28 protein-coding genes are annotated in these 25,574 nt (G+C 41.1%); 17 read left to right on the forward strand and 11 right to left on the reverse strand.

All coding sequences use genetic code 11. The annotated features are described in order from the left end of the window. The first annotated feature begins 16 nt into the window (after window positions 1-16). Together ATG71_RS14455 and ATG71_RS14460 are read left to right on the forward strand one after the other, a co-directional pair. Window positions 17-382, forward strand: a complete 366-nt coding sequence (locus ATG71_RS14455) for an aminoacyl-tRNA hydrolase (protein WP_098440182.1) — start codon at window positions 17-19, stop codon at window positions 380-382. A 24-nt stretch (window positions 383-406) separates the two neighbouring features. Then, window positions 407-751, forward strand: a complete 345-nt coding sequence (locus ATG71_RS14460) for a VOC family protein (protein ID WP_179886546.1) — start codon at window positions 407-409, stop codon at window positions 749-751. Window positions 752-820: 69 nt separating this feature from the next. Here ATG71_RS14460 and ATG71_RS14465 read toward each other — a convergent pair whose 3' ends face one another. Further along, window positions 821-1,012: a hypothetical protein gene (locus tag ATG71_RS14465; RefSeq protein WP_098440184.1), complete on the reverse strand. Its 192-nt coding sequence runs from the start codon at window positions 1,010-1,012 to the stop codon at window positions 821-823. Between the two features lie 449 nt (window positions 1,013-1,461). Continuing rightward, window positions 1,462-1,659, reverse strand: a complete 198-nt coding sequence (locus ATG71_RS14470; RefSeq protein ID WP_286163015.1) for a hypothetical protein — start codon at window positions 1,657-1,659, stop codon at window positions 1,462-1,464. Window positions 1,660-2,257: 598 nt separating this feature from the next. Between ATG71_RS14470 and ATG71_RS14480 the strand changes: the two genes are divergently transcribed. Further along, entirely contained in the window at window positions 2,258-2,749 is a 492-nt protein-coding gene (locus ATG71_RS14480; RefSeq protein ID WP_098440187.1) for a hypothetical protein, read from the forward strand. Window positions 2,750-2,798: 49 nt separating this feature from the next. Here the strand turns inward: ATG71_RS14480 and ATG71_RS14485 are convergent, their stop codons facing one another. Next, window positions 2,799-3,653, reverse strand: coding sequence for an STAS domain-containing protein (locus ATG71_RS14485; protein WP_098440188.1), 855 nt, complete (start codon window positions 3,651-3,653; stop codon window positions 2,799-2,801). Window positions 3,654-3,862: 209 nt separating this feature from the next. Between ATG71_RS14485 and ATG71_RS14490 the strand changes: the two genes are divergently transcribed. After that, entirely contained in the window at window positions 3,863-4,252 is a 390-nt protein-coding gene (locus ATG71_RS14490) for a thiol-disulfide oxidoreductase DCC family protein (RefSeq protein ID WP_098440189.1), read from the forward strand. Window positions 4,253-4,354: 102 nt separating this feature from the next. Here ATG71_RS14490 and ATG71_RS14495 read toward each other — a convergent pair whose 3' ends face one another. The 5 genes from ATG71_RS14495 to ATG71_RS14515 form a co-directional block, all read right to left on the reverse strand. After that, entirely contained in the window at window positions 4,355-4,762 is a 408-nt protein-coding gene (locus ATG71_RS14495; protein WP_098440190.1) for a secondary thiamine-phosphate synthase enzyme YjbQ, read from the reverse strand. 55 nt (window positions 4,763-4,817) lie between these two features. Then, window positions 4,818-5,339, reverse strand: coding sequence for a 2'-5' RNA ligase family protein (locus tag ATG71_RS14500; protein ID WP_098440191.1), 522 nt, complete (start codon window positions 5,337-5,339; stop codon window positions 4,818-4,820). Between the two features lie 9 nt (window positions 5,340-5,348). Beyond that, window positions 5,349-5,642 carry a hypothetical protein gene (locus tag ATG71_RS14505; protein WP_098440192.1) on the reverse strand — a complete coding sequence of 98 codons (294 nt, stop codon included), beginning with the start codon at window positions 5,640-5,642 and terminating at the stop codon, window positions 5,349-5,351. A 47-nt stretch (window positions 5,643-5,689) separates the two neighbouring features. Beyond that, entirely contained in the window at window positions 5,690-6,415 is a 726-nt protein-coding gene (locus ATG71_RS14510; protein ID WP_098440193.1) for a LamB/YcsF family protein, read from the reverse strand. 375 nt (window positions 6,416-6,790) lie between these two features. Next, on the reverse strand, window positions 6,791-6,976 hold the full coding sequence (locus tag ATG71_RS14515) for a hypothetical protein (RefSeq protein ID WP_098440194.1): 186 nt from the start codon (window positions 6,974-6,976) through the stop codon (window positions 6,791-6,793). A 375-nt stretch (window positions 6,977-7,351) separates the two neighbouring features. Between ATG71_RS14515 and ATG71_RS14520 the strand changes: the two genes are divergently transcribed. Continuing rightward, complete coding sequence (locus tag ATG71_RS14520) at window positions 7,352-8,029, forward strand: response regulator transcription factor (protein ID WP_098440195.1); 678 nt, start codon at window positions 7,352-7,354, stop codon at window positions 8,027-8,029. Further along, window positions 8,026-9,435, forward strand: a complete 1,410-nt coding sequence (locus tag ATG71_RS14525) for a HAMP domain-containing sensor histidine kinase (RefSeq protein WP_286163017.1) — start codon at window positions 8,026-8,028, stop codon at window positions 9,433-9,435. The genes ATG71_RS14520 and ATG71_RS14525 overlap by 4 nt, the downstream gene beginning before the upstream one ends. Window positions 9,436-9,448: 13 nt before the next feature. On the opposite strand, the gene ATG71_RS14530 is transcribed toward ATG71_RS14525, so the two are convergent. Then, window positions 9,449-9,961: a spore coat protein gene (locus ATG71_RS14530; RefSeq protein ID WP_098440196.1), complete on the reverse strand. Its 513-nt coding sequence runs from the start codon at window positions 9,959-9,961 to the stop codon at window positions 9,449-9,451. Between the two features lie 554 nt (window positions 9,962-10,515). Here ATG71_RS14530 and ATG71_RS14535 point away from each other — a divergent pair. The 3 genes from ATG71_RS14535 to ATG71_RS23435 all read left to right on the forward strand — a co-directional run bounded on the left by ATG71_RS14535 (window position 10,516) and on the right by ATG71_RS23435 (window position 14,934). After that, window positions 10,516-13,362 (forward strand): 2-oxoglutarate dehydrogenase E1 component, encoded by a 2,847-nt coding sequence (locus tag ATG71_RS14535; protein WP_098440197.1) that lies wholly within the window; start codon window positions 10,516-10,518, stop codon window positions 13,360-13,362. Window positions 13,363-13,381: 19 nt separating this feature from the next. After that, window positions 13,382-14,623 carry a 2-oxoglutarate dehydrogenase complex dihydrolipoyllysine-residue succinyltransferase gene (gene odhB / locus ATG71_RS14540; protein ID WP_098440198.1) on the forward strand — a complete coding sequence of 414 codons (1,242 nt, stop codon included), beginning with the start codon at window positions 13,382-13,384 and terminating at the stop codon, window positions 14,621-14,623. A gap of 173 nt (window positions 14,624-14,796) precedes the next feature. After that, window positions 14,797-14,934: a hypothetical protein gene (locus ATG71_RS23435; protein ID WP_179886547.1), complete on the forward strand. Its 138-nt coding sequence runs from the start codon at window positions 14,797-14,799 to the stop codon at window positions 14,932-14,934. A gap of 70 nt (window positions 14,935-15,004) precedes the next feature. Here the strand turns inward: ATG71_RS23435 and sda are convergent, their stop codons facing one another. Then, window positions 15,005-15,139, reverse strand: a complete 135-nt coding sequence (gene sda, locus ATG71_RS14545) for a sporulation histidine kinase inhibitor Sda (RefSeq protein ID WP_034758885.1) — start codon at window positions 15,137-15,139, stop codon at window positions 15,005-15,007. 373 nt (window positions 15,140-15,512) lie between these two features. Between sda and ATG71_RS14550 the strand changes: the two genes are divergently transcribed. From ATG71_RS14550 to ATG71_RS14560, 3 genes are all read left to right on the forward strand, one after another. Then, window positions 15,513-17,159, forward strand: a complete 1,647-nt coding sequence (locus tag ATG71_RS14550) for an AMP-binding protein (protein WP_098441843.1) — start codon at window positions 15,513-15,515, stop codon at window positions 17,157-17,159. A gap of 177 nt (window positions 17,160-17,336) precedes the next feature. Next, the gene (locus tag ATG71_RS14555; RefSeq protein ID WP_098440199.1) at window positions 17,337-18,215 is read left to right on the forward strand and encodes a gamma-glutamylcyclotransferase family protein; all 879 of its coding nucleotides are present in this window, start codon (window positions 17,337-17,339) and stop codon (window positions 18,213-18,215) included. Window positions 18,216-18,329: 114 nt separating this feature from the next. Beyond that, window positions 18,330-18,956 carry a DedA family protein gene (locus ATG71_RS14560; RefSeq protein WP_098440200.1) on the forward strand — a complete coding sequence of 209 codons (627 nt, stop codon included), beginning with the start codon at window positions 18,330-18,332 and terminating at the stop codon, window positions 18,954-18,956. A 25-nt stretch (window positions 18,957-18,981) separates the two neighbouring features. Here ATG71_RS14560 and ATG71_RS14565 read toward each other — a convergent pair whose 3' ends face one another. Next, on the reverse strand, window positions 18,982-19,311 hold the full coding sequence (locus tag ATG71_RS14565) for a hypothetical protein (RefSeq protein WP_098440201.1): 330 nt from the start codon (window positions 19,309-19,311) through the stop codon (window positions 18,982-18,984). Between the two features lie 210 nt (window positions 19,312-19,521). On the opposite strand from ATG71_RS14565, the gene ATG71_RS14570 reads away from it, so the two are divergent. The 5 genes from ATG71_RS14570 to ATG71_RS14590 all read left to right on the forward strand — a co-directional run bounded on the left by ATG71_RS14570 (window position 19,522) and on the right by ATG71_RS14590 (window position 25,554). Further along, complete coding sequence (locus ATG71_RS14570; RefSeq protein ID WP_079531868.1) at window positions 19,522-19,725, forward strand: DUF6501 family protein; 204 nt, start codon at window positions 19,522-19,524, stop codon at window positions 19,723-19,725. A 141-nt stretch (window positions 19,726-19,866) separates the two neighbouring features. Next, complete coding sequence (locus ATG71_RS14575) at window positions 19,867-20,772, forward strand: GNAT family N-acetyltransferase (protein WP_179886548.1); 906 nt, start codon at window positions 19,867-19,869, stop codon at window positions 20,770-20,772. Window positions 20,773-20,904: 132 nt separating this feature from the next. After that, on the forward strand, window positions 20,905-21,786 hold the full coding sequence (locus ATG71_RS14580; protein ID WP_098440203.1) for an ATP-binding protein: 882 nt from the start codon (window positions 20,905-20,907) through the stop codon (window positions 21,784-21,786). A 10-nt stretch (window positions 21,787-21,796) separates the two neighbouring features. Then, complete coding sequence (locus tag ATG71_RS14585) at window positions 21,797-23,716, forward strand: vWA domain-containing protein (RefSeq protein ID WP_098440204.1); 1,920 nt, start codon at window positions 21,797-21,799, stop codon at window positions 23,714-23,716. Between the two features lie 263 nt (window positions 23,717-23,979). Beyond that, window positions 23,980-25,554, forward strand: a complete 1,575-nt coding sequence (locus ATG71_RS14590; RefSeq protein ID WP_098440205.1) for a cation:proton antiporter — start codon at window positions 23,980-23,982, stop codon at window positions 25,552-25,554. The last annotated feature ends 20 nt before the right edge of the window (window positions 25,555-25,574 follow it).

A 25,574-nucleotide genomic window follows, 5' to 3' on the forward strand; every position in this document is an offset into this window, starting at 1 on the left:
AGGAATGATCATGCATATGGCGAAGAAGGACCTTGTTCAATATTTTATCGTTAACAGAGATCTATCGATGTCGAAAGGGAAGACCGCTGCACAAGTGGCACATGCCGCTACCTTGAGTACGCTATCGATGATGTCAAAGGATTCTCCTTTCCAAGACAGGCAGGAGGAATTTATAGAATGGGTGCAGACCGGCATGAAGAAAGTGATATTAAAGGGTAAAACGACAGAACTGGAGAAATTAGAGAAGAAGGGGTATTTCAGTATACATGACAGCGGTTTAACTGAAATCAAAGAGGGGTCCTTGACTGTGACCGCACTACCCCCGATGGAAAAGGATGAAGCTAAGGGAATCGTCGGTCATTTGTCCCTATTAAAAGATTAAATAGAGTGAAGGAGGAAAATGGCATTGTTTTCGAAAATCGATACCGTACATATTCAAGTAAATGATTTGAAGAAAGCGCAACACTGGTACGAAGAGGTACTGGAGTTGGAACAGATTTTTGATTCAGGTAAATATTTGGTATTTAAAATAGGGGTAGGGGAATCGACTCTTACGATTCAAGAAGGAGAGGTCCGTCCCTCATCGATTAAACCAATCTTGTTTTCCGATGCGCTGGAAGAAACCAGATTGAAGCTTCTGGAGAAGGGTGTGAAGGTCGGGGATATAGAAGTGGATGAAGATGTGACCTATTTTGAGTTTCACGACCTGGATGGGAATGGTTTTGAAGTGTGTCAATACCTACCGTTATAAACCATTGTCAATATCGCAAAAAAGCTGATCAGAGAAAGTTCTGATCAGCTTTTCTATAGAGATTAGCGTTTATTTTAATGTATCTAGATACGCATAATATGCGGCTAGTTTTTGGTTGTTGTTGGCAGCTTTACCGTTTCCCTTTAATGATTTACCTATTGCAAAGTATTCTTTATGAACAGGTAAGACGTGAACCGTAACAGCTGGTCGCCCTCTATGCCTGAAATCCTTAGGTACGTGAAGCATGGAAAATCGTTTCATCAGTATGCCTCCTTTAAGGAGAAAGACATTCTACCCATTTATTTCTATTTGAGTAGAATCTATGGTCGTCTAACGGTAACATAAATGATTATTTTACTCAACTTTCTGATTATTATACACAATTTTCAAATTAATTTTTTTAAAAAGTACCCCCACGAATGAAGTGATGGATTCGTATACTATAGTGATGATGATGACGGATCATCTTCCAGCACATTCTGGTATTAACAACTGTGGGAGGTATTTATAAGTATGAATATAGACGAAGTACTAGAAGATACCGTAGAACTTGGACAAGAAGATATCAATCGCCCCATTTATCGCGTAGATATCGATAAACTATTAGAATTAACAAGTGATATATAATAGGAGTTCCATATAGAGAATGAAGAAGGCAGGCCCTAAGAATGGTCTGCCTTTTTCATGCTTCACACTGATTATGCCCGCTTTTAGTCGTGTCTTTTATGTTTATTCAGTAATTCCTTCATCATATTGATGATGGTTGCTCTTTCAGTCTTATCGAATGAGCTGGTCCATCCGGTTAGAAGGGTTTCCTCTTCGGTTGACAGGTCACGTTGCAATCCATCCACGAAAATCTCTTTGATTTCGTCTGTTCCATATTTAGGGTTAATCGTTTCATGTCTCATCGTATTACCTCCTTGATTCTTCTTCCTTATTTTCCCGAAATCAAGTAATTCAAACATCTAAGTGTTTTCTAAATGTTATGTTGTGTAGGGTTTAAGGGAAGAATGAAGAAAAAAGTATAGGAGATTCTTATGTCGCTCCCTTTCTTTATTACCGTGTTGATCATGTTGATATATATTGTTCTTTTTATGAAGAAGCAACTGTCATTTACTGCTAACTCCATTCAATTTATGGTGTTATCCATTGTTTCCACTAATTATATTACTATTATGACGAATAACCTAAAATGGATGAAGGCTTCCGAGGATGTCACCCAATTTATCAGTCTTCTTATAAACCGTGAATGTAACTTACCTTTGGTGGGTGTGATCATGGTGAATGGCTACTTGAATTATAAAAAAAGAAGTGAAAAAATGCTTTGTTTTTTAAGTCTTTTGTTTTTTATCAGTATGTTGGACGTCCTACATGTGCATTTTCATTCTCTTTCCTATCCGGATTGGAGTCTTTTTAATACAGTTATCGTCAATGGGTTGTATTTAGTATTCTGTATTTGGATGGGGAAGGGACTATACTATTTCCAGAAGAAGGAGGAAGGAAGGCGTGGACAGGATATATGAGAGATCCTTTGATTTAAATGAATGGTTCATCATCATTAGTCTGATCGGTCTTCTTTTACTGATATGGGTAACTCCTAAGATCTTCTCCTTACTTGAAGGGATGAGTTATTTCGTTTATGGAATCTCGGTGGGCATGTTCTATGATCATACCATCAGCATCCCGCCATGGGACTTTTATGATGTAAACGATAGCTCCGCCTATCAGGGGATTGATTTTATCAGTTATATTATGTATGGACCATTTAGTTATTTTTTTATTTATATCTATCGTAAGTTGAGAATTAACGGGATCATGAACTTTGCGTACATATTGATCTGGACCGCTTTCTCCCTCTTGATGGAGTGGTTTACAGTGAAGATCGGAATCTTCCACTTCGACAAGGGATATAAGATGTATTGGTCCATCCCTATCTATATGGCCGTTCAAAGTATTCAACTTCTAATACATCATCAGATCAAAAAAGACTGCAGATAGCTATCAAATAGAAAACCGGAAACCACTGTTACTTGGTTTCCGGTTTTGTTTAGACGGAGAGGACCGCTTCGTATTGTGTGAAGCCGATATCTTCCAGGGCTTTTTTCAGGCTTGAGCTTGTTTTCAGATCCTCAAAGGTAATACCTAGATTCCCCAGTGTATGAGCCACTTCAGGCCGGATACCGGTTAAGACGGATTGAACACCCATCATTTTAAGCGCACTAATGATCTGATATATATTATGGGATACCATCGTGTCCATGATGGCAACACCGGAAATATCTATAAATAGATAGTCCAATTGCAGATCAGAGCTTTTCTTCAATGCTGTTTCCATGATGGCACTCGCTCTGAGGGTATCAATTTCCCCTATAAGGGGCAGGATCGCAATCTTCTCGGCTATGGGTACTACAGGGGCCGAGAGTTCATCCATGACAGTGTGGATGAGGGCAATCTGATCCTTTTCTTGAGTGCGGAATACTTCGTTTAGCTGGTACGCAATTTCATCAAGAATGGGATTGATTTCTTTATTGACTTGAAGCATAAGGGAGGCTGAAATTTGATCATCATTCAATTGCTCCATGAATATATCCCAAATGGCAGTACGGAAACCTGATAGAGTTTTTAGGGATTCATTGAGAGGCATTCCATTTTCAAGAGCCGCTTTCCCCACTTTCCCAGTCCATTCCTTTACTTTTCGGGATGATTCTACTTTGTCTTCGTACAAAGACTGTCCGAGCATTTCAATTAATTGCATACGCCATTCGGTGACTTGTTCCATCTTCAGTACCGATAACATAAGCGGATCAGAAAATTTCTGTTCCTGGTAGTGAATGACACCCTGAGCGATTTCGGATTTATGGGAAACAATTTGTTTACCCAGATATAATAATTCGTCTCTCATTTTCTTCAGACAACTCCTTATACTGCATGTTTATTTATACTATTACGAAATAATCTCTATTAATGGTAATATAGTATACCATAGAATCTAGTGAAATTATACTTCTCTTTAAGGAGGCACATCACGTTTAGTCCATTATTCTTTATCCGTTTCTTGAGTGTAGTATAGTATAAGTATATGGAAATTCACTAAGACGAAGGGTGATTTACTTGCGGATCATTTTGTTCGACGGCATATGCAATTTTTGCAATAAAAGTGTACGGTTTATCATTAAGCGTGATGCAAAAGGGGAATTTCGATTTGCCTCCCTGCAAAGTGAGACGGGACAGAAGTTATTAGAGGAGCATAACATACCTAAAACGACTGACAGCTTCGTATTGGTCGATGGGGATCAGGCTTCCGTTGAATCATCAGCAGCCTTGAAAGTATGTTCTAAACTAAAATGGCCATGGAAGATTTTCGCTCTGTTTCTCGTCATTCCGAAGCCTTTAAGAGACAGCATATACAGGATTATTGCTAGGAATAGATATAAATGGTTTGGGAAACAGGAATCATGCGTGATTCCCTCAAAGGAGATCAGGGAAAGATTCATAGAATAAGCAATCTTGCGCTTGGAAATGTGATGAGGGAAAGAATCAAGCCATTTAAATAGACCCTGGACGAGTGCCAGGGTCTATTTACCATTCCAATGGTATAAGCTCTTATTCACTTTGAATTGTCTTAACGGAGACTTTTCTTCCTGGACGGGGGCCGTCGAATTCACAAAGGTATATACCCTGCCATGTCCCCAATAATAGCTCACCATCTGACACGATGACTGTCTGACAATGGCCGACGGTACTGGTTTTTAAATGAGCAGCTGTATTTCCTTCTCCATGTAGATCAGACGAGTGTTGCCATGGGTAAAGTTCGTCTAATCGGCGGATGAAGTCGGTTTTCACATCGGGATCGGCATTCTCGTTTACCGTGATACCCGCTGTTGTGTGCAGGGACTGCACCGCCACAAGACCTTCTGTCATTCCAGACCGATTAATGATATCTTGTACATAACGAGTAATGTCGATCATTTCATCTCGCTTCTTTGTATCGATGGTTAATGTTTTTAGCATAATTAAATCCTTCCCTTATTAGACCTATTCGTTTACATTCCACAAAGCGAACAGGTTAAAACCTGTCGCCCTCAAGGGGGACACGACCGATGACGTTGGAAACATCGTCTTCCCCTATTTCTTCTAATGTTATTTCCTTTACTACCGTATGAAAGGTGTCCCTCCAATCCTGATACTCCTCAAGGGCGTTGATATATTCTTCGCTGTTTCCAGGCCGTCCAAGTGTGATGTGTGGAGAGTATGTATAACGGGGGTTTCGATAAGGCGCAAGTATTCCTTCATACAACTCGTCATGTAATTCTATAAGAAAGTCATTGCCTTTCTTAACATTCAAGAATAAAAATTCCCCGCCGGAACCTGTCACATCCTTTAATGTCATGTGGAACGGAGACATGTGCTCCGCTACTGACTTAATATGTACCAGGATATCAACGGAGGGGATGGAAGATTCAAAAGGAAAAACGAGGGTAATATGGGGAGGTATTTTATCCGACAGAGGGTCATACCTATTTCTGATCTCCTGGATTTTATCAACTGATTGAAATGAAGGGAAGATATGGATCGCTCTTTTCATCATGATCCTCCTTTACTGGCAAGGCGATTCTTGATTGTCAATGAGTGTATATGCTGAACGTTCGAATGATGCCCTGAAACATTTTCCTTCTTCTGTTTTATAGAGAGCCCGATAGATCTTATCATGGCTCTTTGTGGTATGGTTCTGAATGATCCCCACAATGGTCGAACCTGGTGCCACCGTGCGAATGGTGGATTGAATATTGTTGTGCAGAATGCTCCGTTTGTATACGTATACTACAATGACCAAAGCAATAAGGAAGATGAACATCCACCTCAACCCGTTTAATAGAAATGTCTTATTCACGGTCAGCCCCCATCTCCCTTATAGCTTCATCTTTCACGAATGCTTCCCTAACGTAACTTATTACATAGACGCTTGGCCAGGGATAGGGCCGCTTCATTATCTCCATGGAGACAAATCGTGTCAGCCTGAATGGATACGGTTTTCCCATCAATAGATACCACTTCCTGTTTTTCTACCATTCGAAGTACCTGTTTTTCCACTTCGTCCCCGTCATGAAGTACAGCATGAGGAAGAGAGCGTGGAGTTAATGTACCATCGGATTGATAGGCACGATCGGCAAATACCTCATGAGCTACTCGTAATCCTGCTTCTTCACCAGCCCTTGTAAGTTCACTTTGTGACAGACCGAATAGAGTGAGAGTGGGGTCAAGGTCGTAGACGGCCTCAGCAATCGCTTCAGCCAGTGTGAAATCCTTTGCAGCCATATTGTACAGTGCTCCATGTGGTTTTACATGTGATAGTTTCCCGCCTTGTGCTTTTATAAAAGCATATAAAGCTCCTATTTGATATTGAATGAGGGCATAGGTTTCCTCGGGGGAAATCTGCATCATTCTTCTTCCAAATCCCTGGATGTCTGGCAGCCCGGGATGCGCCCCCATCTTCACTTCATGCTTCATTGCGCTTGAAACAGTTCTTTTCATCACAAGGGGATCTCCCGCATGGAAACCGCAAGCGATATTGACGGATGTGACATAGTTCATCATTTCTTCATCTTTTCCTATCGTATATGCACCAAAACTTTCCCCTAAATCACAATTTAGATCTATTTTCATTTTTTCATCCTTTCGAGCATGAGAATGTATTGTAACATTCTGAAATCTTCTTTATCATATCATAAAAGTTCGTCCATTTGTTTGTTCTTTAAATAGACTGCTGGTAAAGACATGTGTTTTCTCATCAAATTTTAATCTTGTTTTAATTGAGTTCACTTTTTCGGGCGTTACAATGAATCTTGCTTATGAATAAGGATTTATCACTCCCTAAACAGATTGAAAGTGGGGTAGCTTTCTAATCTGTTTAAATCTTTATTATGTAAGACCCATTCTAATTTCTTTCCTTTGAAGACAAAAGCCTTGCTGAAGCTTTTGTCTTCTTTTTTTTGTATCTATAGAATCAAAAAAATAGACAGGGGAGATGTTCTCCGCCTGTCAGTGGTTTTGTTGCCCGTTATGTGGTTTTAGTTTGATTTTATAGAGCCATTCTTTCATTTTTACTGCATTTCTTTTTCTCTCAGGCTGATTCTCCATGACCCTGGTCCTTAAAAAGTGATAAACCAATTCTTCCGCCAGGATGATGAGGATAAAGAAAGAAACAATCACCACGATCCACGTCATATATTTTCCCCCTTTTGCTTCTCAACTATGTTTATGGATATATCTACCACATTATGAAGAGAATGAAACATTATAAGGAATAACAAACCGAGTATTACAGATGATTATAATATGATTATGTAATCTTATTCATCTCTTAATGAAAACTCACCTTTTTCTCATTTTATTTTAATGATGCAGGAGCAGAATGAAAGTAGTGATAAAAGGGAGGTTAGAACCATGTGGATTCGAATTATTCCTATTTTATTTTTCAGTTTTACGGCGTTAACATTAATGACGTATCAAGGCATTGAAATTTTCCATGCCCTAAACGATTTTATTTTCAATAAAAGTAAATTAAAATAAAGGGTATTAAGATTTAGAGCAGGTGATTGTGTGAAAAAAATCTTAGTCATAGAAGATGAAAAGAATCTCTCCCGATTCATCGAATTGGAATTGAAATATGAAGGGTACGAAGTCGGCCTGGCTTATGACGGGAGAGATGGTCTGGATCAAGCCCTTAACGAAGAATGGGACGTCATCCTCTTGGATCTGATGCTCCCCGGATTGAATGGATTGGAAGTGTGCAGAAGAATCAGGCAGGTCAAAGCCATCCCGATCCTGATGATTACGGCAAGGGATAGCGTGATGGACCGGGTATCTGGGCTTGACAGCGGGGCGGATGATTATATCGTCAAACCATTTGCGATTGAAGAATTGTTAGCAAGGCTAAGGGCTGTGTTCAGGCGCGCCGTAAAAGAGGATGCCGCTCAACAGACTTCGTTTCATTTTCGGGATATCATCGTATACAAGGAGTCCAGGCAAGTTTTTAAGCTTGAAGATGAAATTGACGTGACTAAACGGGAGTATGACCTTTTACTTGCTTTTTTAGAGAACAAGAATATTGTGCTGACCCGTGAAGTCCTTCTTAACAAAGTATGGGGATATGATACGGAAGTAGAAACGAATGTTGTGGACGTATACGTAAGGTACTTAAGGAATAAAATAGATTCCCCAGGCGAAGAAAGTTATATCCAGACCGTACGTGGGACCGGCTATGTGATGAGGACATGAATACATTCATCAATCGACTTAAGCCTTCTTCCCTTAAGGTGAAGTGGGCATTTGCAGCCGGGTCAGCCATATTCCTTGCCTTTTTTTTATTCAGTTTTTTTCAATATCACGCCATTAATAAATGGATGCTTGATGAAGAAGAAAGTAACTTTGGCCGGGTATTGGATGAAATCACTGTCTTCTTTAAACAGAGAGGGAACGATATAAAGCTTCAGGACATATATGATAGCCGGGATCTAATGAAACAAATAGCCGAAAAAGACCAGACGATACGGATATTGGATCGTCAAGGGGAACAGGTATTGGAAATCAGGGGAGAAAATGAGTCTGCCTTCTATGTACCTTTTCAACCTGTCAATGATAAGTCTGTTGAACTCATAGAATCAGAAGGCAATAAAATGCTCATTGGGCGTTCACCCATCAAATCGACCCGATTTAATGGTTATGTAGAAATCATACAGCCATTGAACCGGTATGAAAACATCATGAAGAATCTTTTTTGGATGATGACCATCACGGGCATCCTGGCTCTATTGATCAGTGCCGTTGTTGGGTATTCTATGGCGAAAAGCTTTGTCCGTCCCTTGAATAAACTTTCTGAAACAATGAGATCCATCGAAAGAAAAGGATTTCACGAAAGAGTGGAGATTGTAAAAGCCCACGATGAAATCAGTGACTTATCCCAGATCTTTAATAAAATGATGAGCCAAATCGAAAAATCGTTTCAACAGCAGCAGCAATTTGTGGAAGATGCTTCACATGAATTGAGAACCCCCATTCAGGTACTTGAAGGACATCTTGCATTATTGAATCGTTGGGGGAAAAAGGATCCAACCATACTGGAGGAGTCTTTACAAGTGTCCTTAGATGAACTTGAGAGAGTAAAACGGCTTGTAGGCGAATTGCTGGAGCTTTCCAGAGCGGACAGAGAAAAATTCGATTTGGAAAACGCCAGGGCACATGTACAGAAAGTAGTGGATAAAATGATGAGGGACTTTAGGTTTCTTCATCAGGAATACACTTTTTCTTGTTTTGATGATTTAAACCACGAAGCGTTGGTAACCATTATGCCGAGGCACCTGGAACAGATCATGATCATCCTGTTGGATAATGCCGTGAAGTACTCTGATGAGCATTCCACTATTGAAGTGAAGCTAATGGACTCTCAGGAAGACATTATCATAGAAGTCAAGGATGAGGGGATTGGTATCCCTGAGGAAGACCTTCCGAAAATATTTGACCGCTTCTATCGTGTGGATAAAGCAAGAAGCCGCGAAAAAGGTGGATACGGACTGGGCTTGGCCATCGCTTCGAAGCTGGTCCAAAACTATGACGGTGAGATCACGGCCATTGGAAATGATCCTCATGGGACCATCATTCGACTATCCCTTAAACAAATCCATTAAATTTACAGACGTCTCAATATTTTTCTGAGACGTCTATTTCTGTGTACTGCATGTCAATGCTTTTAGGGATTTTCAGTTCCAGGATTCCGTCTTTGTATTGAGCAACAGCGCCTTTTTTCTTTACCAGACAAGGGAGGGTGATCACTTGTCTTTCGTCACAGCCGGGTATGTTTTCTATGATTGCCTGATTTGACGTGTGAAAAATCTTCAGATGCTTCATCCAATCTTCATCCGGTACTTGAAAGCGAATATAGATATCTTCAAAGGTTTCGAACACATTGGTAGGAATCGAGGAATGGGAACTGGGTGCTTCCTCGCGTTTCGTTTGCTGCCCCTGATTGCCCATCGGATTCATAAAGGATTGTGCCCCATTCATCATATCATTCGGATTCATCATGCTATCCCACCCGCCAGGAAACATCTTCTTCATCATACCTTGAATATAGTTATCCAGTTCTTTGGGGTTCATTTGATTCATCTGATCTTTCATGTTTTTATTGAAAGGGAATAAACTCCATGGGAACATGTGAACCACCTCACTTTAAACATAATAAACAGCCCCTGTGTTTCCTTCTGGTTCTATCCTATGCATTGGATGGGCGATGAGTTCATTTCTGGAGTTGCAAGAGGAAGATTTGGAATGAAAAATCTTTGTCTATGAGTCTGTAAACATAGTACTAATTAAAAAAACGTGGAAAATAACAAAAAATATTTGGTTTTTTTAGGTAACAGTAGTAAGATGGTTTATGAAAAAAGTACCCTTAACAAAGGGATACAAGAAGGTGAAAGAGAAAGCGCTTAATAAAATATTATTTCAGAATAGTCGTTATACGGAAAGGTTTTCATGTAATTTATTATGGGAATATAAGTAATATCCCCATGAGAAGGACGGAAAACAAAATTTTAAGAAATTTGTTATAAAGACTTTATCTTACTACTGCACAGTGATAAAATATCCTTGTAAGCGTTTTTATGTGTTAAAAATTACTATTCTTGCATAATGAATACCGTTGATTGAATTGTAAGAATACATGATACCCAAATTATACTAACTGGCAAAATAGTTGGAGGTTTTTCACAATGAAAAAGCAATCTGCAAAAGGGGAACCTTGGCAATCGTTTTACGGACCGAACCTTGGTTATGTAATGGAGGTTTATGAACAATTCCTCGAAGATCCATCAGAAGTAGATCCTGAACTAAAGGAATTATTCGAACAATGGGGGCCTCCCACCGTTGAAGACGTAAAGGTGATCGCGAGCGCCCAGCACGGTGATTCATCGTTTACACTACCCGAACAGCCTACTGCCTTGAGTAAAATGGTGGCTGCGGTTAAATTAGCAGATAATATTCGTACATATGGTCACTTAGCTGCGGATATTAATCCCCTGAATGACCGGAATAAGGATACTAGAAGAATTGAACTTTCTGAGTTCAATCTAACAGAAGAAGATTTAAAACAGATACCTGTTGATTTCTTATGTCCGAATGCACCTTCTCATATTAAAGACGGTCTTCAGGCCATTCAGCATTTAAGACAGGTTTACACAAATAAGCTGGCATTCGAATATGCTCATGTTCATGAGCTTGAAGAGAAAAATTGGTTAAGAGAAAAGATCGAGTCGGAATCCTATTTCACTCCACTTTCCAAAGATAAGAAAATGGCGTTATTAAAGCGTCTTGCCCAAGTGGATGGATTTGAAAAATATGTTCATCGTACCTTTGTTGGTCAAAAGCGCTTCTCAATTGAAGGATTGGACACGATGGTTCCATTACTGGACGAGATGGTTCGTTATTCTGTTGAATCAGGTGCTAAAACCGTCAATATCGGAATGGCCCATCGAGGACGCCTGAATGTTCTGGCACATGTCATCGGGAAGCCATACGAAATGATCTTCGCAGAATTCCAACACGCTCCGAGTAAGGACTTAATTCCTTCCGAAGGATCGATCGGCATCACATTTGGATGGACGGGAGACGTTAAGTATCATTTGGGGGCAGACCGTGAAATTTCTCCACAGCAGTCACCGACAGCCCGTGCACGGGTGACGCTTGCCAACAACCCGAGTCACTTGGAAGTTGTCAGCCCGATCGTTGCCGGGTACACGCGTGCAGCCCAGGAAGTCCGAGAAGATAAAGGTTACCCTGAGCAGTCCCCTGAAGCATCATATGCAGTCATGATACATGGAGATGCTGCCTTCCCGGGTCAAGGAGTCGTTGCCGAAACGTTAAACATGAGTCAACTGCGCGGATACAATACAGGTGGATCTATTCACCTTATTGCCAACAACATGATTGGTTTCACAACTGAAAGCCGTGATTCACGTTCGACAAAGTATGCATCGGACACGGCCAAGGGCTTTGAAGTGCCAATTGTGCATGTCAATGCGGATGATCCCGAAGCATGTCTTGCTGCAGCAGTCCTAGCCTATGAATATCGTAAAACATTCGGTAAAGACTTTGTCATTGATTTAATCGGCTACAGACGTTTTGGTCATAATGAAATGGACGAACCGATGGTAACGAATCCATTGATGTATTCAGTCATTCAGAATCACCCGAATGTTAAGAAAATGTACGCTGACAAACTCATCTCAGAGGGTATCGTAACGGATGCAGATGTAGAGAAAATGGATTCTGAAATAGAGGAAGAATTAAAAGCAGCCTATAATAAAGTACCAGCTAAAGACGATGATCCAGATACGGTACTTGCTCCACCTGAATACGTGGCGAATGGACTTCCGGATATCAATACAAGCGTCGATTTCGATAAGCTGGAAGGGTTAAACAGCGAACTGCTTCAATGGCCTGAAGGCTTCAATGTGTTCAAGAAATTAGATCGTATCCTGAAAAGACGCAGCCAGGTATTCGAAGGGAAAGGGAAAATTGATTGGGCACATGCCGAGACCCTGGCTTTTGCTTCCATCCTCAAAGATGGTACTCCGATCCGACTGACCGGACAGGACTCTGAAAGGGGAACATTTGCACAACGTCACCTTGTACTCCATGATGAAAAATCAGGTGAAGAATATATCCCGTTACACAACCTGAAGGAAAGCCATGCATCCTTTGTCGTCCATAACAGTCCTCTTACCGAAACCGCTGTAGTTGGTTACGAGTATGGATACAATGTTTTCGCACCTGAAACCCTTGTCCTGTGGGAAGCTCAATTCGGGGATTTCTCAAATATGGCACAAGTGATGTTTGATCAGTTCATCTCGGCCGGTCGCGCGAAATGGGGCCAAAAAACAGGCCTTGTCATGCTTCTGCCACATGGTTATGAAGGACAGGGTCCTGAACACTCCAGCGCACGTTTGGAACGATTCTTACAGCTGGGCGGGGAATATAACTGGACAGTCGCCAACTGTTCAACAGCGGGTCAATATTTCCACATCCTAAGACGTCAAGCTGCTATCTTGCAAAAAGAAGAAGTAAGGCCGCTTGTCATCATGACTCCAAAAAGCCTGTTGCGAAATCAGTTTGCAGCTGCCACGGCAGAAGAACTGGCCAGTGGGGAATTTCATTCAGTCCTTGAGCAAAAGGGTCTGGGGGAAAGCCAGGCTGCTGTTGAAAGAGTTGTTTTATGCAGTGGGAAGATTGCGATTGATTTAGAAGAGAAGCTTCAGGATATCGATGATACAGACTGGTTGCACATTCTAAGGGTTGAGGAAATTTATCCTTTCCCTAAAGGGGATATCACAGCCATCTTAGAAAGGTATCCAAATCTTAAAGAATTGGTCTGGATCCAGGAGGAGCCTAAGAATATGGGAGCATGGACATTTGCGGAACCAAGGCTCCGTGACATTGCCCCTCAGGGTGTCGATGTGCATTATATCGGGCGTCGCAGACGTTCCAGCCCATCCGAAGGCGAACCAACTGTACACAAAAAAGAACAATCCAGGATCATAAACGAAGCGTTAACCCGATAAGAAAGAGGAGGATATCACAGTGGCAGAAATTAAAGTTCCAGAATTAGCAGAATCAATTACAGAAGGTACGATTGCACAATGGCTGAAGCAGCCCGGGGATTATGTTGAAAAAGGCGAATATATCGTCGAGCTTGAAACCGATAAAGTAAATGTGGAAGTCATTTCAGAAGAAGCCGGTACAATCCAGGAGCTTAAAGCTGAAGAAGGCGATACGGTTGAAGTTGGGCAAGTGATTGCCATTGTAGGTGCAGGCGGAGAAGCCCAAACCACCTCTGATGCAAAGGAAGAAGCGCCTAAGAAGGAAGAGAAAGAAGAGAAAACGGAAAAAGCACCAGTTGAAGAAGCACCAGTTAAAGAGGACAAAAAGAATCGTCCGATCGCTTCTCCGGCAGCACGCAAGTTAGCTCGTGAGAAAGGCATCGATCTCTCCGATGTTCCAACAGATCCACTTGGTCGCGTTCGTAAACAGGACATAGAAGCCTATAGCAATAAACCGGCCGATGCTCCTTCTAAACCTTCTGCACAGGAGAAGAAGGCTCCGGCAAAGAAAGATGATGGAAAGCCAGTCGTACGTGAGAAAATGTCCCGCCGACGTCAAACCATCGCGAAACGTTTGGTCGAGGTTCAGCAGACAGCTGCCATGCTGACGACATTCAACGAAATTGATATGAGTAAGGTCATGGAGCTGCGTAAACGTAAGAAGGACAAATTCTTTGATGACCATGATGTAAGACTTGGTTTCATGAGTTTCTTTACAAAAGCAGTGGTAGCGGCGCTTAAGAAATACCCATATGTGAACGGTGAAATTGACGGGGATGAAATCGTCCTTAAGAAATTCTACGATGTCGGCGTAGCCGTATCCACGGATGATGGATTGGTTGTACCGGTCGTACGTGACTGTGAACGAAAGAATTTCGCGGAGATTGAAGGGGAAATCATGGAATTGGCTACTAAGGCCAGAAACAACAAGTTATCCCTTGGAGATCTGCAAGGAGGATCATTCACCATTACAAATGGTGGGGTATTCGGTTCATTACTGTCCACACCGATCTTAAATGGACCACAGGTTGGAATTCTTGGAATGCACAAAATCCAACTCCGTCCTGTAGCCATTGATAAAGACACAATGGAAAATCGTCCGATGATGTACATTGCTTTATCATATGATCATAGAATCATTGATGGAAAAGAAGCGGTTGGATTCCTTGCAATGGTTAAAGACTTACTTGAAAACCCTGAAGATTTACTTCTTGAAGGATAAACCACTTTGATTGAATAATGATAGATGAATGTTTGGCTGATTCATATGACCCCTGGTGGTATATGAGTCAGCTTTTTTTTTCACATATTTTAACCAAAAACATAAAATGTGGTTAAATAAAATAAAGTTTCCTTAAGGAAACTTATGGACAACAGTCTGAGAGGGTGGGGGAAATGAATGCTTATCAATCAAAAAAAGTGCTTCAGTATTCTTATCTATTTCATAAGATCGGACTTCTGGATCACGATCAATTTAAGCAAATAGAGGAATACCATGGATTAAAAGTCATGAAAAAAGACAGACTCAAATGAACTTGGGTCTGTCACCAATATCTCAGGGGGTGAGATCGTTTGATTTTTAATTTTTTGTTTTTTTACTGCGTCAAGATTTCCTAAAAGGTTTCAATCCACGGTTACGAATTTCTTTCTTAAGAAGCGATATCCAGTCTTGATCATTCCCTTGTTTCTCAGCATCACGATAAGCTGCCACCAACTGTTCATTACTTAAGATTTTCATGACCAACCTCCCAGGAAATGTATAAAATATAGAATTTTCTATATTTTCTATTTATTCTACAGAGAAAACATTCATTTGAAAAGTGTTTTTTCATAAATTCCTTCTAAAGTTGTATTTTTAGTTGTTTTGTTGAATTTGGTTTAAAGAAGGCGTTTTTTGTCTTGTGAGACCCTGTAGGAATAGATGGATTTTGTCGAGAGTGTAGGACCGGCCTATTTAACCTGTATGAAAGGTATAAGGTAATTAGTTTGAAAATTTAAACTTTTGTGATAATATACACGCATAAGGAACTGAAATGTCACCTCTTGAATTACTTGCGGAAGGTTCCGATTTAAACAGGGTCATATCAAAGGGGGAAAATCATTTGTCGGAGATTTTACACACTACAGTAGGGAATCTTCTCGAAGAAAAAGCACGCATTCAGCCGGATATTGAAGCGGTCGTCTATGCTGACAGGGGGTTAAGATGGTCCTATCACGAATTTAACCAATTATGCAGACAGGCCGCAAAGGGCTTCATGAAGCTTGGCATCAATAAAGGAGATCATATCGCCATTTGGGCATCTAACACACCTGAATGGTTAGTGAGCCAGTTCTCCACCGGAAAAATGGGTGCCGTCCTGGTCACAGTGAACACAAATTATCGAAGTGCTGAATTAGAATATTTACTAAGACAATCTGACAGTCAGACGATTATTTTGATGGAAGAATTCAGAGGTGCGTCATATATAGACATGCTCTATGAAATCTGTCCGGAATTGAAATCTTCCGGGCCTGGAGAGTTAAAAAGTGCCAAACTGCCTTTCTTAAAAAATGTCATTGTTCTAGGGGAGAATTCCTATCCGGGTACATATAACTGGGAGGACATCATGGAGAAAGGGAAGGAAGTGGAAGAGAATGATCTTGACGAAAGACTTTCAAGCCTATCCCCTCATGATGTTATCAATATGCAATATACGTCAGGGACGACAGGGTTTCCGAAAGGGGTCATGCTCACTCATTCCAATATTGTTAATAACGGGTATAATATCGCCGGATGCATGAGACTCGGCAATGAAGATCGTTTGTGCATTCCCGTTCCATTCTTTCATTGCTTCGGGTGCGTGCTAGGGGTCCTTGCTTGTGTTTCTGTAGGAGCTACAATGGTCCCCTTGCAGGAATTCGATCCCCGCCTGGTCTTGAAGACGGTCCAGGACGAAAAGTGCACAGGCCTTCATGGAGTGCCTACCATGTTCATTTCCGAGTTGAATCTCCCGGATTTCGATCAATATGACCTATCCCATCTTCGCACCGGTATCATGGCAGGCAGTAATTGTCCGATTGAGGTGATGAAAGGGGTCATGGACAAAATGGGAGCAGATGAGATTACGATCGCCTATGGTCAGACAGAGTCATCTCCCGTGATTACCCAGACACGTACCCATGATCCAATTGAATTAAAGGTCGAAACCGTTGGGAAATCACTGCCTAATGTCGAAGTGAAAATTGTGGAGCCCGGGTCAAATCGTGAAGTCCCTTATGGAGTCCAGGGAGAATTGTGTACCCGTGGATACCATGTCATGAAAGGGTACTATAAGAATGGAGAAGCGACAAGGCTTTCCATTGACGATGAAGGGTGGCTCCATACGGGTGATTTAGCCGTCATGGATGAACATGGTTATTGCAGGATTACAGGAAGATTAAAAGATATGATCATTCGAGGTGGTGAGAATATTTACCCGAGAGAGATTGAAGAATTCCTTTATTCCCATCCTAAGGTCTTGGATGTACAGGTCATTGGGATTCCGGATGAGGTTTATGGTGAAGAGGTCATGGCCTGGATCATATTGAAGGAAGGACAAACAGCGACTTCTGAAGAGATCAGGGAGTATTGCACCGGTAAGATTTCACGGCATAAAATTCCAAGATATATCGAATTTACTGATGCCTACCCAATGACTGCTTCCGGAAAAATCCAAAAGTTCCGATTAAGGGAGCAGGCGAAGCAAACCGCCATCCCAAAAAAGCAAATGAAAAATTGAAAGCGTTTCCCCTTGAAGGGCATTTCTACCGTTATGGTGGAAGTGTCCTTTTTTATGATAATTTATATAATGAAAGCAGAGAATACTGAAATTTCAAAGATCATTTGATAAAATATAAGAAAGCTAGTTTAGTTGATTAACCGTAATGAAGTTATGTTAACAAGAGAAAGGGGTAACATGGTGTACGTTTTTGTCTATGGTACGTTAAGAAGACACGAAAGTAATCATTCCTTATTGAAGGATGCTTCATTGGTCAGGGAGCAAGCCTGGGTAGAAGGAATCCTATACGAAACGAATAGAGGTTATCCAGCCCTGAAAGAAGGCAATGGAACAGTTTATGGTGAAGTATATAAGATCGACACCGACATCTTATTGAAAATCGATGAACTTGAGGATTTCCTGGAAGATCGTGAAGAGAACCTGTTTATCCGCAAACGTAAGGAAGTGGTAACAGACACAGGCACCCGGGAAGCATTTGTCTATTATTCCGAAGACAAAGCTTTATTTCAAGAAGAAATTCCTTCAGGAGATTGGAAGGTCCATCAATTTCTTAAGGGGAAACCTGAAAGGACACTATATTTCGCATATGGATCCTGTATGGATGATGATCGATTTAAAATAGCCGAGGTCGATCAACATTTCAAGAATTGTCTTGGAGCGGGTGTGTTGGAAGGATATACAATGAAGTATTTATTTCAGGTACATGATGGTGGTCGTGGAGATATCATTGAAGATGGAGGAACGATGGAAGGGGTTGTATATGATATCCCCAAAGAGGCTGTAGAGTACCTGTTTACAAGGGAGGGGGTCACCCCGGGTTGGTACAGGGCGGCTTTCATTGACATACTGATAAACGGAAAATCATATAAGGATGTACTGACCTTTATTGTAAAGGTGAAATATGATGAAACATGTCCCCCCGATCATTACGCCAGGGAAATCCTCAGAGGAAGCCTTCCACATGTAAGTCAGTCTTATCATGAAAAACTGCAAAAACAGTTAATGGAAATAGGTATGACGAAAGATCAAGTGGAGAACCTCCTGGAGTCAAGTTAAAGTACGGACACTGCAAGCAGGAGTGGTTTTCGTCTTAATCAGATAGGGTATTGAATAAGTGACCAGGAGAGTCCCGGGAGAACACAAAATGCATTGTGTGAAAAGAGGTGTGTGATGGACTTTTTACTTCATTTGGTTGATCAATTTGGTTATATTGCCATGTTCCTATTCAGTTGGGTCGTGTTTGTGGGTTTACCGGTACCAAACGAACTGGCTGCCGCATTAGCCGGATATCTTTCTGAATGGAGGCATTTTAATCCGTACACCTCTTTTTTCTTTATGTATAGTGGATTGATCTCCTATGGAATTTTTGCTTTCATGAATGGACGTTATTTTGGCACTAAGCTAACATCCCGGATGAGGAATGGGAACAGATCCAAAAAGCTCATTGAAAACGGAGAAGCTTGGCTGAATAAATATGGTCCATTGGCGATTTCATTCAGCTATTTTATACCGGGTATCAGGTTATTCATGCCATATATTGCAGGTACAACAAGAGGGATCTCTTTCATGAAGTATCTTCTTTATGCCCTTCCATCAGCTTTTGTATGGGGAATCGTCTATTTTCAGATTGGACGGTACTTCCCTAAGAGCTTTCAGGAGCTGTTAGAGGAAATAAGCCTAAAAGCAGGAGTCGTTTTTGTCATTCTTTTTGTTACACTGATTATTTACGGACTCATCTACACAATGAAAAAAAGCAACACTACAACTAAGTGGAAAAAAGTAAGGTATCGGAAATAATAAAAGACTGATGGAGGTATTGTCATCAGCCTTGTTCATCTATCATGATCGTGAAATACTTTCCGAATATCCCTATCGCTTTAACCGTCGTTCTGGAACCGTTCTCATCCTCATAGATTTTGCCGATCGTGTTAAACAGCAAGTACCCATTCTTAATATTTGATCCGGTTTCAATCAAGGTTCTATAGGAATTCCCCTCCATTTTTTTGGTGCAAGTTATGGAAGCATGGCATTCGATATCGTATTCATTTAATAGCCAAGAGTAAAACTGTTCTTCATTCGGCCGGTGCGTGCTCATATAAAATAGCAGAAGGATGGAGAAAATCATCCCTATTCTGATTAATCCTTTTTTCACGGATATCGAACCTCTCCTAATATGTTATCTCCTATAATATACCATATAAAAATGTTGTGTTGTGTCAAAATCCTTAAAAAATCGACAAAAAAACTATATTATGAGTGCCGGTTATCGATTCAATCGAATTCTGGTTTAGATAGTAGTTGAACTAATGCGCCTGTAAGAATATACTAGTAGCATAGTTCCATTGAAAAGGAGGTTATCGACTTGATTCATAAAACTTGGACGGAGAATCATTCGAATAAAAAGATAAAGTGTGTACATACGGACGCAAAGAAATACACAGTTGCGAATGTCCTTACAGTAGGAAAAGAATATGAAGTGAAAAACGAATCAGAAGAATACTACTTCGTCATCGATGAAAGTGGCAAAATGGGAGGATTCTACAAAGAATACTTCGAAGAGGTCTAAACCATCCTCCAGCTGATTTTTTCCTGTACGGAAGAAATCAGCTTTTTCTATGTTAACTTTAAAAAGATATATTCATGATCTTGATATTAGTATTGCATTGTTCAACGTGCTTGAAAATTGGGATGGATGGGGAGACGACAAATGCAGCAATCATTTAGTAAACGGGTGGTTACTCTAGAGGATATGTCATCACTGAAAGAACTATTTATGAACTACGAACTAAAGGCATTTGGTGAAAGGCAAACCAGCGAAGAAGAAATCCATGAGATGGTGGAATCGATTCCAAAAACGGATCGCATTGGCCTTTGGCATAATGGGGAATTGGCTGCCCTCTCCATTTTGACTGAAAAAGATCATCGCCTGCCCTCTTTAATTCTTGCTAACCCAAATGAACATATGGGTCACTACATAAAGGAGATGGTAAAAGAATTAGTATCAACCGCCAGAATCGGAAAAAAGATGAATGGTGAAAACAAAACAATCATCTTATCTGCAAATCTTGAAGTAGAGAAAGAGACTCTCGAACAATCTGGGTTTACGGCAACCCGCTTTTGGTTTCAGATGAAAAAGGATCTTGAAGATTTGACGAGTACCTCCATTCCTTCTTCTTATCAGATAACAAGTTTCAATCCCGATACTGAAGCTCATTGTCTTCATGAACTGTTTGAAGAGGTTTTTTCGGACCATTTTGATTATCACCCAACTGAATTGGAAGAATTCAAGAAGCGTTTTCTTCGCCCTTCTTTCGATCCTACTCTTTGGTATCTATTGAAAGAAGGGGGCATTCTCATAGGATTTATCCTTTGTACTGTCAATGAAGAGACCAGGATGGGTGAGGTCTCTCATCTCGGTATCCAGAGAAGCTTCCGGCGCAGGGGACTTGCCCATCATTTACTTGATTACGCATTTCACAAACTGAAGGAACGCGGGATGAAAACCGCAGCCCTATCCGTAGACAGTGACAGCTATACTGACGCCACCATTGTCTATCAAAAAGCCGGCATGTATGTCTACAGGGGATTCACCCGATATGATTTGAACATATAAAAGCTTACCACACCCGGAAAAGGGTGTTTTTTTTCTGATCTGCTGAAATAATAAATGTATGCAGACCCTTTGCAGTGTAAGCGCTATTACATGTAGAATGACTAGTATGTGAATTGGAAAGGATGTCAAAGCATGAATTTGGAAAGACGACTACCGGAATCGGTCACTCGTATAATACATGAAAGAAAACAAGCATTTGCCCGTACTGAGAACCACTCATTGATTGGGGAAGGAGGATATACGGCAAGTGAAGAATATATCATCGAGGACAGCATCATTTCCCTTTCCCTGGGGAAAAACCTTCTCCTTAAAGGACCCACGGGGTCTGGGAAGACAAAGCTGTCCGATACATTATCATCGATATTCTCTCAACCGATGCACAGTATCAACTGCTCTGTTGATCTCGATGCAGAAGCATTATTAGGATATAAAACGATCAGCGAAAGGGATGGGAAAAATACCATCGATTTCATTGAAGGACCTGTGATCCAAGCAATGAAAAATGGTCACCTGCTCTATATCGACGAAATCAATATGGCCAAACCTGAAACATTGCCGATTTTAAACGGTGTGTTGGATTATAGAAGAAGTATTACGAATCCATTTACAGGTGAAGTCGTGAAAGCTGCTTCCTCATTTGGTGTTATAGCCGCTATCAATGAAGGGTATGTGGGTACGGTGCCGTTAAATGAGGCCATGAAAAATCGCTTTGTTGTTATAGATGTACCCTATATTGAAGGAGAAACGCTGAAGAGTGTCATTGAAAGTCAAAGTAAGCTTACGGATGACAAGCTCATCGGCCAATTTGTAAATTTATCTTCGGATTTATTGATCCAGGTTAAAAATGGCCAAATTTCAGAGGAAGCAGCATCCATTCGTGCTCTCCTTGATGCCTGTGACTTGGCTGTGTATCTCCCTGCCAAGCGTGCGATACAGAGGGGAATTGTTGATAAGCTTGAAGATGAACGTGAGAAAGCGGCTATTCTGAATATAGCAGAAACCTTATTTGAATGAGGGATTTGTAATGCACCGATTTATTCAATTTAATGATGAAAATATTGATTCATTTTTAGTGATGGAAATGGCGGATCTTACAAAGACACTGTCTAAGAATGGGGATATGAACCTGAAATATGGTCCGTTTTCTTATTTGGACTACAAAGAGGAAACGGTCTACGTCAGTCATTTCTGGGATCATCGAAAAAGAGATGACGAAGTCCATGGGTTAAAAAGTGATATCTACTTGAGGACCATAGGTAACCTCCATGAAACGGTGAAAGAAGATGTCATAGAATACCTTGAAAAAGTAAAAACCACTTCTGTCCCACGATTTGCAAAGCAATTATTTGTCATAGGGGAAGAGATACGATTAGAGGAAATTTGCAAATCCAAACGCCCGGGAACCAAGAAATCATTTGACAGGAGAAGAACATTATACCGCCAGCACTTTGAAGCCCAGCTTAAAGTGAATTTGACGAAAAGCGTGTTTACAGATGCTCTGTTCAATTCGGTTTACCTTCTTCTTCATGCCCAATCCCCGATGGAACAACCGGTGAAGATCAATGAGGAGATCGACCTGGCCATGCCATTTATTCATGGCCAGATTACCCGGTTTTATGAGACCCGTCAAACGAAGGATGTTGCGAGGGTAGCTTTGGAGATTATTGAGGTTGTAGATGAAATTGTTCAGAAAGATATGTTGAATGAATACTTCCATCTGCCTGAGGACGTCTATGAGATAGAAGAAACATCCGGTGAAACCTTTGACGAATTAAAAAGGAAAGACCCTCTACAGAATCATGATGTACTGGAAGAAGAAAGCACAGGGGATGAAGAAATCCTGGACGAAGAATTCCGTACTTGGCACAGGGAAACAAGTGACAAAGGGGAATCATTCCTGCAATTCGATCTGGATCAAGGTTCGCAATCCGACCTCATGGGAGAGGGGGTACGTGAAGGAGAAGATGGCGACCAGGCGTTAGCGATGGTTCAAGGCTCTAAGCAAGAGACAGAACGGGAGCAGTACCATAATGTGAAAGCCGAGGAGCAGGAGAGGGAAGAGTCAGGAGGGGAAGAAAGTGAGTATGGAAAGGACAATCGCTTCGCCGAACCTCACTTTCTTACCCCGTCTGTTCCCTCTTCTGAGGAAAAGCTTGAGTATAGTCAGAACAAAGGAATGGTAGCACCGTTACAAAAGAAGCTTCAGAAGATGATTGAGAAAACACTGGAACACAAGCGTATACAGCCTCGGAGTGATTTACATTTCGGCAGATTGAATAACAAGTTATTACGTTTCATAACCGATGATAATCCAAGACTTTTCTACAAAAAGCAGAACCCTTCCTCAGAGATAGACGCAGTGTTTTCTTTACTTGTCGATTGTTCAGGCTCCATGTATGACAAGATGGATCAGACGAAGCTTGGTATCACATTGTTTCATGAATCGTTAAAATCTGTCAGGGTCCCCCATGAAGTCGTCGGCTTCTGGGAAGATACGAATCGTGCCTCAAAGACCAGTCAGCCGAATTACTTAAATCCAGTGTTGAATTTCTATACCTCACTGAAACCAGGCAGTGGTTCTGAAATCATGCAGCTTCAGCCGGAAGAGGACAATCGGGATGGTTTTGCGATTCGTCTGATGACAGAAAGAATTCTGATGCGGAATGAAAAACAAAAGTTCCTTCTTGTTTTTTCAGATGGTGAACCTGCAGCCATGGAGTACGAACAAAATGGAATTGTCGATACCCACGAAGCAGTATTGGATGCAAGGAAAAAGGGGATCGAAGTCATCAACGTTTTTTTATCAAACGGTGAAATCGATGAGTCCCAAAGAATAACCATCCAGAATATTTACGGGAATTACAGCATCCTTGTTTCAGATGTAGAAGAACTCCCGGAAGTATTATTCCCTTTACTAAGAAAGCTCCTGTACAAGAGTATATAAATGATTGAAATGACGACTACCGGCTTTCTCTGTAGTCGTCATTTTTCTTACCCTTTCTTTGATATCCCTTACCCTGGTTTTGAAAGACTCAATGAATGGAAGGAATATTTTAATCTTCAAGGGAATTTCTGTATACTATAGGAAGATGAGATTTGGTGTTCAGATGAGTCGGAAAGATGAGTCATTTTTACATAAAAGGGAAGGTTAGTAAATAGTTAATAGAGGGAAAAAGGAAGTATTGTACAAGAGAGGAAGCGACAGATATGAATGAGTTAGATATGCACCATATTTTCGAACTGGGTCTTATATTAGTCATGATTGCAGCCGGGATAACGGCGATTGCCAAGAAATTCAAGCAACCTTATCCGATTGCTCTCGTTATAGTTGGAGCGCTGATCGGGTTATTCAATATACCTGTCTTAGAGCCGCTTAAAGACTTCATTACAGAAGGAGAGGTCTTTAATTTCGTCATCATTACCCTGTTTTTACCGGCTCTTTTGGGAGAAGCGGCATTAAAGCTTCCTTATTCCCATCTAAGGGCAAATAAAGAACCGATCATCGCTTTGGCTTTCGGGGGAACGATGATTTCTTTTTTGATCATTGGTTTTTCAGCGTATTATTTCTTTGATTTCTCTATTCAGGCAGCTTTTGTCTTTGGAGCACTGATGAGTGCAACAGACCCTGTCAGTGTATTAAGCATTTTCAAGAGTGTGGGTGTTAAGAAGAGATTAGCCGTTGTGATTGAAGGAGAAAGCTTATTCAATGATGGTTTAGCTGTTGTATTATTCAATATTTCCGCCTTTTATCTTGTATCGTATATCGATGCTGGATGGGCAGGTCTTGGAAGCGGTGTGTGGGAGTTCATCAGGGTGGTCTCATTAGGTGTAATCATCGGTGGTTCCCTGGGGTATGCATTTTCAATTTTAACGAAGTACTACGATGATTATCCCCTTGAGATCATTTTTAGTGTCATCTTATTTTACGGCTCCTTTCTACTGGCGGAAAGTGTTCACGCTTCTGGGGTCATCGCCGTGGTCATTGCAGCACTGATATTCGGAAATTTCGGCGGGAAGATCGGGATGAGTCCCACTACCAAGTTGAATATCAACAGTTTTTGGGATGTTGCAGCATTACTTGCGAATTCTCTGGTTTTCCTAATGGTCGGCCTCGAGATAACAAGGATCGACCTCCTCGAGAAGTGGCCATACATATTCGCAGCCATACTTATCGTATTAGTGGCAAGGAGTATAGCCGTTTATACAAGCTTGTCCCTTATCGGGAACTTTCCGCATATGTGGAAGCATATTTTGAATTGGGGAGGATTGAAAGGTTCTCTCTCGATTGCTCTTGTACTGAGTCTGCCGCGGGACTTCCCAGGCAGGGAAGACGTGTTGATCCTCGGCTTTAGTGTTGTATTATTCAGCCTCGTTGTCCAGGGACTTACCATCAAACCGTTAATCAATCTACTGGGCATTAAGCCAAAAGAGGAAGGTCATGAGGAGTTCGAGAAATTACTTAGTCAGCTTCATCGTTATGAAATGGCGATATCAGAGATTCATCGTGTGAAACAAAAGCTCTATATAACTGATCCAATTTCTAAGGAGCTCATTGATACATATCAAAAAAGAATCGATATGCTCAAAGCACAATTGGATGACTTATTTGATCGGAATCCGGTACTAAAGGAAAACCAGCTGGCCACACTCAGGAAGCACGCCATGTATGCAGAATATGAGGCGGTCGCAAGGCTTGAAAAAGAAGAAATCATCAGCAGCGCCATTGCAGAGAATGAATATGACAGCATTACTGACAACATCGTGCATAACGAGGAGAAATGAAGGAAGTAATGTAGATAATT

Source organism: Bacillus sp. es.034 (genome assembly GCF_002563655.1).
Classification (GTDB): Bacteria; Bacillota; Bacilli; order Bacillales; family Bacillaceae_B; genus Rossellomorea.

Bases quoted from the DNA above. Each gene is read 5' to 3' on its own strand.
- ATG71_RS14455 (WP_098440182.1), top strand. From the start codon at position 17: ATGGCGAAGAAGGACCTTGTTCAATATTTTATCGTTAACAGAGATCTA.
- ATG71_RS14465 (WP_098440184.1), bottom strand. From the start codon at position 1,012: ATGAAACGATTTTCCATGCTTCACGTACCTAAGGATTTCAGGCATAGA.
- ATG71_RS14470 (WP_286163015.1), bottom strand. From the start codon at position 1,659: ATGAGACATGAAACGATTAACCCTAAATATGGAACAGACGAAATCAAA.
- ATG71_RS14485 (WP_098440188.1), bottom strand. From the start codon at position 3,653: ATGAGAGACGAATTATTATATCTGGGTAAACAAATTGTTTCCCATAAA.
- ATG71_RS14495 (WP_098440190.1), bottom strand. From the start codon at position 4,762: ATGCTAAAAACATTAACCATCGATACAAAGAAGCGAGATGAAATGATC.
- ATG71_RS14500 (WP_098440191.1), bottom strand. From the start codon at position 5,339: ATGATGAAAAGAGCGATCCATATCTTCCCTTCATTTCAATCAGTTGAT.
- ATG71_RS14510 (WP_098440193.1), bottom strand. From the start codon at position 6,415: ATGAAAATAGATCTAAATTGTGATTTAGGGGAAAGTTTTGGTGCATAT.
- ATG71_RS14515 (WP_098440194.1), bottom strand. From the start codon at position 6,976: ATGACGTGGATCGTGGTGATTGTTTCTTTCTTTATCCTCATCATCCTG.
- ATG71_RS14525 (WP_286163017.1), top strand. From the start codon at position 8,026: ATGAATACATTCATCAATCGACTTAAGCCTTCTTCCCTTAAGGTGAAG.
- ATG71_RS14530 (WP_098440196.1), bottom strand. From the start codon at position 9,961: ATGTTCCCATGGAGTTTATTCCCTTTCAATAAAAACATGAAAGATCAG.
- ATG71_RS14535 (WP_098440197.1), top strand. From the start codon at position 10,516: ATGAAAAAGCAATCTGCAAAAGGGGAACCTTGGCAATCGTTTTACGGA.
- ATG71_RS23435 (WP_179886547.1), top strand. From the start codon at position 14,797: ATGAATGCTTATCAATCAAAAAAAGTGCTTCAGTATTCTTATCTATTT.
- sda (WP_034758885.1), bottom strand. From the start codon at position 15,139: ATGAAAATCTTAAGTAATGAACAGTTGGTGGCAGCTTATCGTGATGCT.
- ATG71_RS14555 (WP_098440199.1), top strand. From the start codon at position 17,337: ATGGTGTACGTTTTTGTCTATGGTACGTTAAGAAGACACGAAAGTAAT.
- ATG71_RS14560 (WP_098440200.1), top strand. From the start codon at position 18,330: ATGGACTTTTTACTTCATTTGGTTGATCAATTTGGTTATATTGCCATG.
- ATG71_RS14575 (WP_179886548.1), top strand. From the start codon at position 19,867: ATGCAGCAATCATTTAGTAAACGGGTGGTTACTCTAGAGGATATGTCA.
- ATG71_RS14580 (WP_098440203.1), top strand. From the start codon at position 20,905: ATGAATTTGGAAAGACGACTACCGGAATCGGTCACTCGTATAATACAT.
- ATG71_RS14585 (WP_098440204.1), top strand. From the start codon at position 21,797: ATGCACCGATTTATTCAATTTAATGATGAAAATATTGATTCATTTTTA.
- ATG71_RS14590 (WP_098440205.1), top strand. From the start codon at position 23,980: ATGAATGAGTTAGATATGCACCATATTTTCGAACTGGGTCTTATATTA.